The organism is Pseudoalteromonas arctica A 37-1-2, assembly GCF_000238395.3.
GTDB classification, from domain to species: domain Bacteria; phylum Pseudomonadota; class Gammaproteobacteria; order Enterobacterales; family Alteromonadaceae; genus Pseudoalteromonas; species Pseudoalteromonas arctica.
The window spans coordinates 3,623,367-3,635,394 of record NZ_CP011025.1 but is presented as its reverse complement, the minus strand read 5'-3'; the positions used below and the strand labels follow the sequence as shown (position 1 = coordinate 3,635,394).

Annotated in this window: 10 protein-coding genes; 7 read left to right on the top strand and 3 right to left on the bottom strand. The window is 40.5% G+C overall.

The window, feature by feature from the left end; all coding sequences use genetic code 11:
* Positions 1-136: 136 nt before the first annotated feature.
* Positions 137-760 (top strand): cupredoxin domain-containing protein, encoded by a 624-nt coding sequence (locus PARC_RS16565; protein WP_010554939.1) that lies wholly within the window; start codon positions 137-139, stop codon positions 758-760.
* Positions 750-1,982, top strand: a complete 1,233-nt coding sequence (locus tag PARC_RS16560; protein ID WP_010554938.1) for a hypothetical protein — start codon at positions 750-752, stop codon at positions 1,980-1,982. Before PARC_RS16565 ends, PARC_RS16560 begins: the two co-directional genes overlap by 11 nt.
* 221 nt (positions 1,983-2,203) lie before the next feature.
* Here the strand turns inward: PARC_RS16560 and speE are convergent, their stop codons facing one another.
* On the bottom strand, positions 2,204-3,067 hold the full coding sequence (speE, locus tag PARC_RS16555; protein WP_010554937.1) for a polyamine aminopropyltransferase: 864 nt from the start codon (positions 3,065-3,067) through the stop codon (positions 2,204-2,206).
* Between the two features lie 198 nt (positions 3,068-3,265).
* Here speE and speA point away from each other — a divergent pair, with 198 nt between their 5' ends.
* Genes speA through PARC_RS16535 form a run of 4 tightly spaced genes read left to right on the top strand, consistent with a single transcriptional unit; the run spans position 3,266 to position 8,287 of the window.
* Positions 3,266-5,146: a biosynthetic arginine decarboxylase gene (gene speA, locus PARC_RS16550; protein ID WP_007584591.1), complete on the top strand. Its 1,881-nt coding sequence runs from the start codon at positions 3,266-3,268 to the stop codon at positions 5,144-5,146.
* Positions 5,147-5,206: 60 nt separating this feature from the next.
* A complete protein-coding gene (gene yihG / locus PARC_RS16545) occupies positions 5,207-6,085 on the top strand; it encodes a 1-acylglycerol-3-phosphate O-acyltransferase, YihG family (RefSeq protein WP_010554936.1) in 879 nt (292 codons plus the stop codon).
* A gap of 25 nt (positions 6,086-6,110) precedes the next feature.
* Entirely contained in the window at positions 6,111-7,031 is a 921-nt protein-coding gene (gene yihG / locus PARC_RS16540) for a 1-acylglycerol-3-phosphate O-acyltransferase, YihG family (RefSeq protein ID WP_010554935.1), read from the top strand.
* Entirely contained in the window at positions 7,028-8,287 is a 1,260-nt protein-coding gene (locus PARC_RS16535) for a mechanosensitive ion channel family protein (protein ID WP_007584595.1), read from the top strand. Before yihG (PARC_RS16540) ends, PARC_RS16535 begins: the two co-directional genes overlap by 4 nt.
* Here PARC_RS16535 and chrA read toward each other — a convergent pair.
* Positions 8,244-9,398 (bottom strand): chromate efflux transporter, encoded by a 1,155-nt coding sequence (gene chrA, locus PARC_RS16530; protein ID WP_010554934.1) that lies wholly within the window; start codon positions 9,396-9,398, stop codon positions 8,244-8,246. The genes PARC_RS16535 and chrA overlap by 44 nt on opposite strands.
* 190 nt (positions 9,399-9,588) lie before the next feature.
* Between chrA and PARC_RS16525 the strand changes: the two genes are divergently transcribed.
* Positions 9,589-10,221, top strand: coding sequence for a YiaD family glycine zipper/OmpA-like lipoprotein (locus tag PARC_RS16525; protein ID WP_007584604.1), 633 nt, complete (start codon positions 9,589-9,591; stop codon positions 10,219-10,221).
* On the opposite strand, the gene PARC_RS16520 is transcribed toward PARC_RS16525, so the two are convergent.
* Positions 10,218-11,996 carry an ABC transporter transmembrane domain-containing protein gene (locus tag PARC_RS16520; protein ID WP_010554933.1) on the bottom strand — a complete coding sequence of 593 codons (1,779 nt, stop codon included), beginning with the start codon at positions 11,994-11,996 and terminating at the stop codon, positions 10,218-10,220. The genes PARC_RS16525 and PARC_RS16520 overlap by 4 nt on opposite strands.
* Positions 11,997-12,028 lie beyond the last annotated feature (32 nt).

The window sequence follows — 12,028 nt, the reverse complement described above, 5'->3', positions numbered from 1 at the left end:
TGGTGACATCTAAGGATAATGACTGTTGATGATTAATACGACTGCTTACATACGTATTCAATGTTTTAAAAAATAGAAAGAATTTGGTGGCTTAATCGGTCTATAATGTAAACAAATTGATAATAGCGACAAGAAAATGATAAAAAGCTTACTTTATGTATTTTTACTAAGTGTTAGTACTGGAGTTTTTGCAGCAAATATTACAATTAAAAATGCTAATAATGACCCATTACCTAATGCTGTTGTATGGCTAACTGCAGGAGACCCCTCTAGCGTTATTCCTCCAGAAGCACCTTATGCGATGACCCAGCAAAATCGAGAATTTAAGCCGCGTATTTTAGTTGTCCCACAAAATGCAAAAGTAGAGTTTCCGAATGCGGACTCAATTATGCATCATGTTTATTCATTTTCTAAAGCCAAAACGTTCGAATTAAAGCTATATAAGGAGCATCCAAAAGCGCCCATTACTTTTGATCAAACGGGTGTTGTTGAGCTTGGCTGTAATATTCATGATTGGATGCTAGGTTATATTGTGGTGGTAGATAGTACTATTTTTGCAATCACTGATGAAAACGGGAATGTTGATTTAAATGCCAATGCAGGCGAATACACGTTAAGTGTTTGGCATTCTGGGTTTAGTGATATTAGTAAGGTTGAATTTCAAACTATTACTGTGGCTACTAACCCTATTACTTATAAAGTAATGCAGGAAATTGCGGAGCAAATTGACTTTGCTACGGATGAATTTGATGACTATTAATCGCTTAATAAGGCTGGCATTTTTAGCCGGTGCTTTATGTTTTAGTAATGTGTTGTATGCACAAGTAAAAGGCTTGATACAAATTAGAGCCGTGCAGGGGGACGATATACGTAGCTTCCAAGAGGGCGGCCTTGGGCTATATCGGCACGATACTAAAAGCGACGAACTTATTTTATCCCAAGATATTTTAGATTTTAATGTTGATTTAGCATCTAGTTGGTCGGCTCATGGGGTGTTAAATGCGAATCAAGATCCTGACGTTGGCCTTGGTTTTACGCAGGCTTATATAAAGTATCAGCCGTTATCTAACAGCAACTATAAATGGCACATGCGCGTGGGGGGCTTTTACCCACTTATGTCGCTTGAAAACCCTGATATAGGATGGACTTCTCCTTATAACTATACAAACTCAGCTATTAATAGCTGGATTGGCGAGGAAGTACGCACTGTTGGCGCAGAGGTAACTATTAAGCGCCCAGCAAAACGTTTTAACAGCGCTCATAGCTTTAGTTTTGTAGGTGCTACATTTAAAGGCAATGACCCTGCAGGTACTTTACTTGCGTGGCGTGGTTTTGCATTACACGATAGACAAACTACATTTAACGAAAGTGTTAAATTTGCGCCTATAGCGGCATTAAATGCATACGAATTACGTTGGCAGGCTAATCAGGTTTTACCGTTTGAAGAAGTAGACGGTCGTTTTGGCTATTACGCTGGCGTACATTGGGATTACTTAAAAAAATCACAATTTCGAATTTATTATTACAACAATAATGGCGACCCAACCACACTTAATATTAGTACAGGGCAGTATGCTTGGGATACTCGCTTTACAAGCGCCGCTTGGCTTTATAAGTTTAATAGTAAAACACGTTTAATAGCACAGGTACTTAATGGTAAAACTGAAATGGGCAGTAACGCATTAATTGATAATGCTTTTTATAGCCATTATTTAATGCTGAGCCATAAAGAAGGCAAACATCGAGTTTCAGTACGTTATGATTATTTTAAAGTTACTGACAACGACACAACTGCGTTTGACCCTAATGCCAGCAATGGGGAAGGCTTAACCGCAACATGGCGCTACCAGCTCACTAATAAACTACAAATAGGGGTTGAAGGTTCTGCACTTAAAAGTGCTGCAAAAAATAGAGAGCCAATTGGATTTAATGAACGAATCTCGCAGCAGCAAATAATGCTAAATGCGCAATGGCGTTTTTAAAAGTATAAAAAAGGGAGCATTTAAATGCTCCCTTTTTAGTTTAATAAAATTGGTATAGATTATACCAACCTGCATAAATCTTTGATCAATTTAACGAATTAAATTGCACTATAACGTCGTTAAAAATTTTTTATTTAGAACAACTAGATACAAAAATTTTTGCCTAGTTCTAGCGTAATTTTCTTAACGTTAAATAGACCCCATATATAAGCAGATTGGTATTATTTTTTATCGAATGCGCGTTTCATGTAGTTAGGTGTAGCGAGTGCGCCATGATGAATACCGCTATTGTAGTATTCACTGTGCTCGGCTATTTGTGCCGCGCCATCTTCTCTAAAGCCGTCAAATGCTTGTGATTTACGTGCAAGTGTTACTGACCATAAACCGCTTGGGTAAATTGGTTGTGGAAATGGTAATGTTTGTAAATCGTTAAAGCCTACGCTTAACATTGCTTCGCGCATTTCAACTAATAATGGCATGTGCATAAGTGGCGATTCACTTTGTTGTACTAAAATACCACCTGGGCGCAGTGCATCTAAACAGCTTGTGTAAAACGCATGGTTAAATAAACCCTCACCTGGACCTACCGGATCTGTGCCATCAACAATCACTACGTCGATAGATTCGCCAGCGGCTTCGCGCATGTATTTAATACCGTCGTCAAACATAACCGTTGCACGGGCGTCGTTATTAGATTCACAAAGCTCTGGGAAGTATTTTAACGACATTTGCGTTACTACTTCGTCGATATCTATTTGCGTTACAGTTTCTACGCCTGGGTGTTTTAATACTTCGCGTAAAGTACCGCAGTCGCCGCCGCCAATAATAACGACGTTTTTAGGGTTTGGATGCGCTAAAAGTGCAGGGTGGCTGATCATCTCATGATAAAAGAAGTTTTCGCGGGTTGTTACCATAGTACACCCGTCGATGATCATTAAATTACCAAAGTCTGTGGTTTCAAACATTTCTACCTTTTGAAAAGGAGACTGTTTTTCATCTAACTTTTTATTAATACGTAATGAAAATGCGCTGCCATCGCGGTCGCTAATTTCAGTAAACCACTTACTTTGATCTAAATTTGCCATAGTTACTATTACACTTTTTAGGTTGAGTATGAAAAAGGGGCAATTCTGCCAGTGCTTGGCGTTTTGCTCAATGACATTTTAACTGATTTGGCGAATAAAGTTAGTTAGGAGTGAGTGAAAGTTCAATTTTTGTTAGCCTAGTGGATAGTGACGTATTAAAATGCGCCTTTATACCTAATTGACTAAAGAAGAGTTGCCATGACCTGGGGTTTAGAAACAGCACGCGCCACTTATAACGTTGCTCATTGGAGTGATGGTTATTTTGATATTAACGCACAAGGCGAACTGGTGGCTTACCCAGATGGCGACCAAACAAAACCGGCCATTTCTTTAACGCAATTAACTGAGCAGTTTAAGCAACAAGGTTTAACGTTGCCGGTTTTAGTACGCTTTACCGATATTTTAAAAAATCGTGTAGACACCCTTACTAACGCGTTTACGCAAGCGCGAGCAAATCGTGAATATAACGGTAAATACACCTGTGTTTACCCAATAAAAGTAAATCAGCAGCGCTCCGTAGTAAGTAAACTATTAGCGCATCCAAGCGGGCTTGTTGGCCTAGAAGCAGGCTCAAAGCCAGAACTTATGGCTATTTTGGGCGTAGCAAAAGAGCCAATCACTATTGTGTGTAACGGCTATAAAGACAGTGAGTTTTTACGCTTAGCATGTATTGGTCAAGCTATGGGCCACAGCGTAAAAATTGTGGTAGAGAAGCTTTCAGAACTGACCACACTACTTGAAGAAATAGACAACCTAGGCATTGAACCGGCTATTGGTATTCGCATTCGCCTAAACTCAGTAGGCAAAGGCAAGTGGCAAAACACGGGCGGCGAAAAAGGCAAGTTTGGTTTAACAGCAGGCCAAGTACTAAGTGCTGTTGAAGTGCTTAAAAAGCATAATAAGCTGCACTTAATGCAAATGGTGCATTTTCATATTGGTTCTCAAATTGCCAACATTCGTGATATTCACCGTGCTTTACGTGAATGTGCACGCCACTTTGCTGAGCTTACACAATTAAACGTACCGTTAAATACCGTTGATGTGGGCGGCGGCTTAGGCGTTGATTACGAGGGCTCTGGCTCGCGTAGTGCGTGTTCAATGAATTACACCGTAGAAGAGTATGCGCGTAACGTAGTGAATGCATTTGCTGAGGTGTGCGATCAGCATAACCTTACGCATCCGGCCATTATCACCGAGTCGGGGCGTGCTTTAACTGCTCACCATGCGGTATTAATTACCGATGTAATTGACGTAGAAAAAGCGCCTAATCATTTAAATCCAGAGCCACCGCTTGAAAATAGCGCATTAGTGCTTGATGAAATGTGGCAGTGTTTACAGCGTTTGAACCCGCGTATGGCACTGGAGATTTATCACGACGCTATGCACTTATTTAGCGAAGCGCACGATCAGTACGTGCATGGCTTAGTAAGCATGCTAGAGTGGGCGAAAATAGAGCAGCTTTACTTTACTATTTTACATCGTGTGCGGGCATCACTTAGTAATAACGCGCGCGCGCACCGTGAAGTACTCGACGATCTAAATGAAAAGCTTGCCGACAAATTGTTCGTTAACTTTTCATTATTTCAGTCGTTGCCTGATGTATGGGGTATTCAGCAGTTGTTTCCTGTTATGCCAATCGAAAACTTAACTCAGCCACTTACTCAGCGCGCGATTATTCAAGATATTACCTGCGATTCTGACGGGCAAATTCGTGAATACGTTGAAGGCGCTGGTATCGAAACCAGCCTACCAATACCAGAATATAAGCATGGCGAGCAATACCACATTGCTATGTTTATGGTGGGTGCGTATCAAGAAATTTTAGGCGATTTACATAACCTATTTGGTGACACTGATTCGGTGCACGTAGAGCTTAACGACGATGGCTACGTGTTAACCAATGCTATAAAAGGTGATAGCGTTAAGGATGTATTAAAGTTTGTTGACTATGATAGCGCCATTTTAGCTGACAACTTTGCGTACCAAGTTAATAAACTTGATGTATCGACGCAGTGTAAAGAAGGTTATTTAGCTGAGCTTAATGCAGGCCTTGAAGGCTATACCTATTTTGAAGATTAATTTGTAAGCAACTGAAAGCGCAGTATTAGTGGCTGCGCAATGTTTAAAGGAATGGAAGTAATGTCAGTTATTCGCAGTGTATTTAGTATTATTTTTTACACAATAAACACACTTTTTTGGTTTGTGCCTATTTTTGTTTGTGGGCTTATAAAGCTTATCCCTATTAAGCCTCTACAAAAGCTTATGAGCTGGGCAGCTAAGCAATTTGCAACTATTTGGGTTACCTTTAATAGCTTAAATCAAGCGTTATTTACGCCAACTAAACTTAATGTAACTGGCCTTGAAGACCTTAAACTAAAAGATTGGTACCTAGTAATTGCAAATCACCAAAGCTGGGTCGATATTTTAGTATTGCAGCGCGTGTTTAACCGTAAAATTCCATTTTTAAACTTCTTTTTAAAGAAAGAGCTTATTTACGTGCCTATTTTAGGTTTGTGTTGGTGGGCGCTTGATTTTCCGTTTATGACTCGCACGAGTAAAAGCCAATTAAAAAAGAATCCAAAGCTGCGTGGCAAAGATTTAGAAACCACACGTAAAGCCTGCGAAAAATTTAAAGAGATGCCAGTAAGTGTGGTTAACTTTGTAGAAGGCACTCGTTTTACTACGCAAAAGCATGAGCGCCAAAATAGCCCGTTCCCACATTTATTAAAACCAAAAGCGGGCGGTATTGCTTTTGTAATGCAAGCGATGGGCGAGCAAATTACTAAAGTGGTTAACGTCACCATTCATTACCCAGATGGTATTCCTACTTTTATGGATTTTGCTGGTGGTAAGGTAAAAAATATCAACGTACACGTGGAAGTAAGGCCAGTAAGCGCAGAGCTTATTGGTGACTACACCGGTGATTCTGAATTTAGAGTTCGCTTTCAAAGCGAGTTAAATCGCTTATGGGAAAACAAAGAGCAAACACTGCAATCGCTCGAAAAAACCCATAAGTAAAAGGTAAAAATATGAGCTTACAGTTATGCTAAAAAAGTGGTTACCAAATTGGCTTAACGGCTTAATTGTAGGCTGCGTATTGTTTTCTAACATGATACTTTTTGGCTCGCTAGTATTTGTACTGGGCCTTATTAAGTTATTACTGCCTTTGCCTGTGGTTAACTCTATATTACACAGCGCTTACCGAGGTTGGTGTAACGGCAACCGTTTAGGGCTTTGGTTAGGTTGCCCTAACATTGTGGTTGATATAAGTGGCGACTTAAACTCAAAAAGTTGGTATTTACTTATTTGTAACCACGCGAGTTGGTTAGATATAACTGTACTTAGCTCATTACATGCATTGCCTGCCCCTAAGTTCTTTTTAAAAGACGGGTTAAAATACATGCCTTTTATTGGCACTGGTGCGTGGGCTATGGGTATGCCGTTTATGAAACGGGTAAGCAAAGCGCAATTAGCTAAAAATCCAAAGTTGAAAGGGTTGGATGTAGAGCGCACGAAGCGTAGTTGTCGTAATTTTCGTCATCATCCTACTACCATCATTAATTTTGTTGAAGGTACACGCAATACGCCAGCCAAACATAATCTGCAACAAAGTCCTTTTAAGCATTTATTAAAGCCCAAAGCGGGCGGCATTGCTTTTGCGCTTGAAGTATTAGCCGATCAATTTGATGCCATGCTTAATACAAGTTTAGTATATAGCGGTAAGACAGATCACGTTTGTCGTAACTTGTTAAAAGGTGAGCTAGATTCTATTTATGTTTCAATAGACGTAACCCCCATTAATGACAATATGCAGGGCAGCTATCAAAGCGATGACGTATTTAAAGTTAATTTTCAACATTATGTGAATGAGCTATGGGTTGCTAAAGATCAGCAGCTTGCCGACATTTATGCTCAACAAGATTTACCTGAACCACAAATCAGTAAGGAAATTGAAACACTATGACCAACACCCATCTTCAGGAATTAATTGCTCCTTGGTTTGAAAAAGTACCCGACGCGGATTTTCTTAGCTCAATTACCGCAGTCTCAATAGGAATATTCTCTTTATTAATTGTTTACTTATTTACTCGTAGATTAATGTTACCTGGCATTCAAAAAATAGTGACGAGGCTTTCTCCTGAGCGAATTGGTGCGCTTTCTCCTATGCTTAATAAGCTAAATAAGCGTATTGCCGGAATGCTGTGCTGCGTATTGTTTTTAGCTACGTTTGATAGCGTATACCCAGTTAATGAAATTGCAGGAGAAATACTAAAAACGATAGGACAAGCTTTACTTATTATTTATGCTGGTTTTATTTTTAGCAGTATTGTGAGCATTGCGGGTACTATTTATAACCAGTTAGAGTTTGCCCGCGAGGTCCCTATTCAGGGCTTAATTCAGGTTGTTAAGCTAATAACCTTTATTGTGTGTGCAATTTTAATTGTGAGCATTTTTCTTGAGAAGTCACCTACTTATATTCTCTCTGGCTTTGGTGCTATTGCTGCCGTTACGTTATTAGTATTTAAAGACACTATTTTAGGCTTTGTAGCCAGTATTCAAATAGCAGCAAATCGCCTAGTAACCTATGGTGATTGGATTCAAGTAGAAAATTACGGCGCCGATGGCGAAGTAATTGATTTGGGTTTAAACACCGTAAAGGTACGTAACTGGGATAACACCATAACAACTATTCCAACTTATATGCTGGTAGCGGGTTCATTTAAAAACTGGCGCGGGATGCAAGAGTCGGGCGGTAGACGTATTAAACGCTCACTCAATATTGATATGCACAGTATTTGTTTAGTGGGTGATGAGTTTAGAAAACAAATTGATGCGGCTATTCCGCTGCACGACTATATTCGAGTGACGACATTACCTGCTCAGGTTTCTAATTTAGGGCTATTTCGTCGCTATGCTGAAGGTTATTTAAAACAGCACAGTAAAATTAATACGTCGCTTACGTTAATGGTACGAGAGCTACAACCACTAAACCATGGTTTACCTATTGAGTTTTATTGCTTTAGTGAAGACAAACGCTGGATTTCGTACGAGCATTTACAAGCCGAAATAATGGACCATTTACTTGCGGTATTACCCGTGTTTGGGCTTAGAGCGTATCAAAGTGTAAGTGGGCAATTAAGCCCACCGAGTGAGCAACAAACAGATAAGCCAACATTTAGAGTGATGGCAAATAGTGTTGTAAAAGACCCACAGCAATAAATAAAGCTAAGAGCCACCAAATAGGTGGCTTTTTAAATCGCAGCCATGCAAATGTAATTATTACTAACGCAACTTGCCAAAGGTTATGCACCGCTGATGTCCAAATTGGCGAATACAGTGCAGCCGCTAAAAAACCTACTACCGCGGCATTAAGCGCCGCTATTGAGCTTGCAAAACGTGGCTTACTTGCCAAGTTAATCCAGCTCTTTTGGAATGCGAGTATAAGTAAAAAACCAGGCATAAATATAAGCAGTGTAGCTATAAGAGCACCCACTAAAGGTTGTTCTGTAGTAAGTTGTGCGCCTAAGTAAGTAGCAATAGTAAACATAGGCCCAGGCACTGCTTGTGCACTCGCGTAAGCACTTAAAAACTGATCATCACTCAATGCTGGTACGCCAGCTTGAAGTACCGGCAGTACTACGTGTCCGCCGCCAAACACCATTGCACCTGCCTGGTAAAAAGGGGCAAACAAAGCAAACTCATGTCCTAGTGGAATAAAGCTCACACCAAGTAAGAGCGCAAATAACCCCAGTGCAATCCAATTAATATTACTTTTTGTACTGCTAACATTTTCTGTGGCTGTACCCAGTTTTAATAAAGGCCATATAGCACCTATTGTTGCAGCGGTTATTAAAATAGCGATTTGAGTTCCCATCATTGGAAATAACACCAAAGCAAGTGTACTCATTACAGCAAGTAACTTAAGCGCAGCACTTGTACAAAAGCTTTTAGCCATACTAAGTGTTGCATCAGCAACTATAACAACGGCAAATAACTTTAAGCCTGCAATAATGGCAAAGTAAACAGCGTCAAACTGATGAGCACTCACCGCAAGCAGCACCATTATTAAAAACGAAGGCAGAGTAAAACCTACAAAAGCAGCTATACCACCCAGTACTCCAGCACGCTCAACACCAATAGCAAAACTAACTTGGCTAGAGCCAGGCCCCGGCAGCGCTTGGCTTAAACTAATAAGTTGTGCGTAACGCGTGTTAGTTAACCAATTTAACGAGTCTACAAAGTGGCGTTTAAAATAACCTAAATGCGCAGCAGGGCCGCCAAAGCTCATACACCCTAGTAAAAAAAACTGTCTAAAAATAGCAATTAACATTGCGCCAATATCCTTTGTAAAATTCATTAAATTGTCACAGCGTAGTATGACATTTTTATTAAAATGACACATTAGTTTGAGGTCTGTTTAACAATCAAGCAAGATGCGTTGCTTTTAACACTCTCTTCATAGTTTGTTCATACATGTATTTGCATACTCTTGCTAAATTCTTAATGAATAGGGTATCACCATGACTTTAACTAAATCACTTTTAAGCGTAACCGTAGTAGCTGTATTACTTTCTGGTTGTGAAATGAATAACACAGGTAAAGGAGCCGCTATAGGCGCCGCAGCCGGAGGTGTATTAGGTAAGGCTACGGGTAATCATAAAGATAAACGTATTTTTATTGGTGCAGCTATTGGTGCACTGGCGGGCGCTGCTGTTGGCGACTACATGGATAAGCAAGAAGAAGCATTTCGTGATGAGTTAGCGGGTTCAGGTGTTGAAGTAGTGCGTGAAGGTGATAACTTACGTTTAGTAATGCCATCAAACATTACGTTTGCGACTGCTCAGTCTTATATTTCATCAGGCTTTAACGATACGTTAGATGCGATTGCTAAAGTAATGAACAAGTACGAAAAAACCTACCTTAGTGTGCAAGGGCATACTGACAGTACGGGTAAAGATAGCTTCAACATGAACCTATCGCGTGAACGCGCACAAAGTGTGAAAGACTACTTAGTGAACCAACAAATTATGGCTACACGTGTTAGCACTATGGGCTATGGCGAAACACGCCCAATTGCAACTAATGATAGTGCAAATGGCCGTGCTCAAAACCGTCGCGTAGAAATTCAGATAGTGCCAAATACCGAAGGTTAATCCTTATTAAACTGTAATTCACACAGTTTTTGATACAACGGGTTACTTGCTAACAACTCTTGGTGAGTACCCGTTGCTATGATTTCCCCATTTTCCATCACTACAATCACATCGGCATGTTTAACCGTTGCCAACCTATGGGCAATAATTAACGTGGTGCGGTTTTGCATTAAATGCTCAAGCGCAGCTTGTACATGGTGTTCGCTTTGCGCATCCAGCGCGCTGGTGGCTTCATCAAGAAGAAGTATTTCAGGGTCTTTTAATATGGCACGTGCAAGCACAATACGCTGCTTTTGCCCACCCGATAACCTCACACCCTGCTCACCTAAAAAGCTGTTATAACCTTGCGGTAACTGTTTGATAAATTCATCGGCATGCGCATACTTTGCTGCGGCATATACTTGCTCATCGGTTGCACTTGGGTTGCCGTAGCGGATGTTATGCATTACGTCGGAGCTAAATAAAATAGGGTTTTGCGCTACCATGCCCATTTTATTACGCAGAGTATTAAGCGATAAATCTTTAATGTTTACATCTTTAAACTTAATAGCTCCGCTAGCCGGATCGTAAAAACGTTGTAGTAATTCAAATAACGTTGTTTTACCTGCGCCAGAAGGGCCAACAATTGCCACGGTTTGGCCTTGATTTATATTTAGGCTTATTTTATTTAGCGCGCTTACGTCTGGGCGAGAGGGGTAGTTAAAGCTTATATTTTCAAGCGTAATAGCAGGGCTGTTACTATCTTGCAGTAAGCTATCGTCTTGTGGATCTAGCGGGTTTTCTATCTCACTTTTAACAGCAAGTAACTCAAGTAACCTTGCCGCAGCACCAGCTGCACGTTGTAGTTCACCATATACTTCAGCAACGGTTGCCACCGACATTGCCACCATAATAGCGTAAAACACAAACGCACCTAACTCGCCGCCGCTCATGGTGCCTGCAAGTACGTCGTTACCACCTACCCATAACATAGCGCTAATAGCACTAAAGGTTAAAAAAATCACCACGGCTATTAAAAATGAACGTTGCTTAATACGTTTTTTAGCCACGTTAAAGGCTTTTTCGGTCTCAAGCGCAAAGGCATGCTGCTCTTGTGCTTCGTGGCTATAGCTTTGCACTACTTTAATATTTTGTATGATTTCGCCTGCATAGGTACTTATATCGGCAATGGCATCTTGGCTTGAGCTTGCTAGTTTACGTACCTTGCGACCAAATATCATCATAGGGACAAGTACCAGCGGTACACAGGCAACAACTATTAAGGTGAGCTTCAAATTAGTAAACAACAACATAGCAAGTCCACCAATCAACATAAGTACACTGCGCAGTGCCATAGAAAATGATGAGCCGATAATTGATTGCAGTAATGTGGTGTCGGTGGTTAAACGCGACATAAGTTCGCCACTGCGGTTTTCTTCAAAGTAGCTAGGGTGTAGCGTAACAATACGATTAAACACGGCTTTTCGAATATCGTTACTGACTCGTTCGCCAATCCACGACATTAAATAAAAACGGCTAAAGGTACCGATCGCTAATAAGCTGATTAAGCCAATGAGCACCAGTACAGCTTGTTGTAATTGATCTTTGGAGCCTGCAATAAACCCATGATCAATAACAAACTTAACACCTTGCCCCAACGACAAGTTAACACCCGCAGTGACCAATAGCGCGGCTAGCGCAGCTACTACCATCCATTTGTAAGGTTTTATAAAAGCAAAAACAGGTAATAAACTGCTAAAAGCGGCTTTTTCGGATGCAGAGGTGTTTTTTGACATAGTGGATTCTTTTTAAAGGTTAAGGTATAGAT

What these genes read in the sequence shown, in the direction of transcription:
- PARC_RS16565 (WP_010554939.1), top strand. Translation starts at nt 137, where the DNA reads ATGATAAAAAGCTTACTTTATGTATTTTTACTAAGTGTTAGTACTGGA.
- PARC_RS16560 (WP_010554938.1), top strand. Translation starts at nt 750, where the DNA reads ATGACTATTAATCGCTTAATAAGGCTGGCATTTTTAGCCGGTGCTTTA.
- speE (WP_010554937.1), bottom strand. Translation starts at nt 3,067, where the DNA reads ATGGCAAATTTAGATCAAAGTAAGTGGTTTACTGAAATTAGCGACCGC.
- speA (WP_007584591.1), top strand. Translation starts at nt 3,266, where the DNA reads ATGACCTGGGGTTTAGAAACAGCACGCGCCACTTATAACGTTGCTCAT.
- yihG (WP_010554936.1), top strand. Translation starts at nt 5,207, where the DNA reads ATGTCAGTTATTCGCAGTGTATTTAGTATTATTTTTTACACAATAAAC.
- yihG (WP_010554935.1), top strand. Translation starts at nt 6,111, where the DNA reads ATGCTAAAAAAGTGGTTACCAAATTGGCTTAACGGCTTAATTGTAGGC.
- PARC_RS16535 (WP_007584595.1), top strand. Translation starts at nt 7,028, where the DNA reads ATGACCAACACCCATCTTCAGGAATTAATTGCTCCTTGGTTTGAAAAA.
- chrA (WP_010554934.1), bottom strand. Translation starts at nt 9,398, where the DNA reads ATGTTAATTGCTATTTTTAGACAGTTTTTTTTACTAGGGTGTATGAGC.
- PARC_RS16525 (WP_007584604.1), top strand. Translation starts at nt 9,589, where the DNA reads ATGACTTTAACTAAATCACTTTTAAGCGTAACCGTAGTAGCTGTATTA.
- PARC_RS16520 (WP_010554933.1), bottom strand. Translation starts at nt 11,996, where the DNA reads ATGTCAAAAAACACCTCTGCATCCGAAAAAGCCGCTTTTAGCAGTTTA.